We start from the raw sequence: 264 nt of genomic DNA, 5'->3' as shown, positions 1-264 counted from the left end.
AAGGAAACCAAGAAATCAAAGATTTCTTATCAGGTCAACCTAATATTCTCAAACAGATTCTAGGACAAGCAAAACAACCATTGTCAGATAGTGCAGCAGTAAATTCTACCCGTTGGAAACTGTATGATAAACTGAAAGGAACGGGATTGCCTGTTGAGGTCGGAACGGGAGGATTAACCAAGTTTAATCGCACTCGTCAAAACCTCCTAAAAACTCACTGGCTTGATGCTGCTTGTGTGGGAAAGTCTACTCCAGAGCAATTAA

1 pseudogene is annotated in these 264 nt (G+C 40.9%); it reads left to right on the top strand.

Going from position 1 to position 264, the window contains the following annotated elements:
• Positions 1–264, top strand: a pseudogene (locus JUI58_RS17835) (HNH endonuclease); the annotation flags it as partial.

It is taken from the genome of Spirulina sp. CCY15215 (genome assembly GCF_016888125.1).
Taxonomy (GTDB): Bacteria; Cyanobacteriota; Cyanobacteriia; order Cyanobacteriales; family Spirulinaceae; genus CCY15215.
This window is presented reverse-complemented; position numbering and strand designations above follow the sequence as displayed.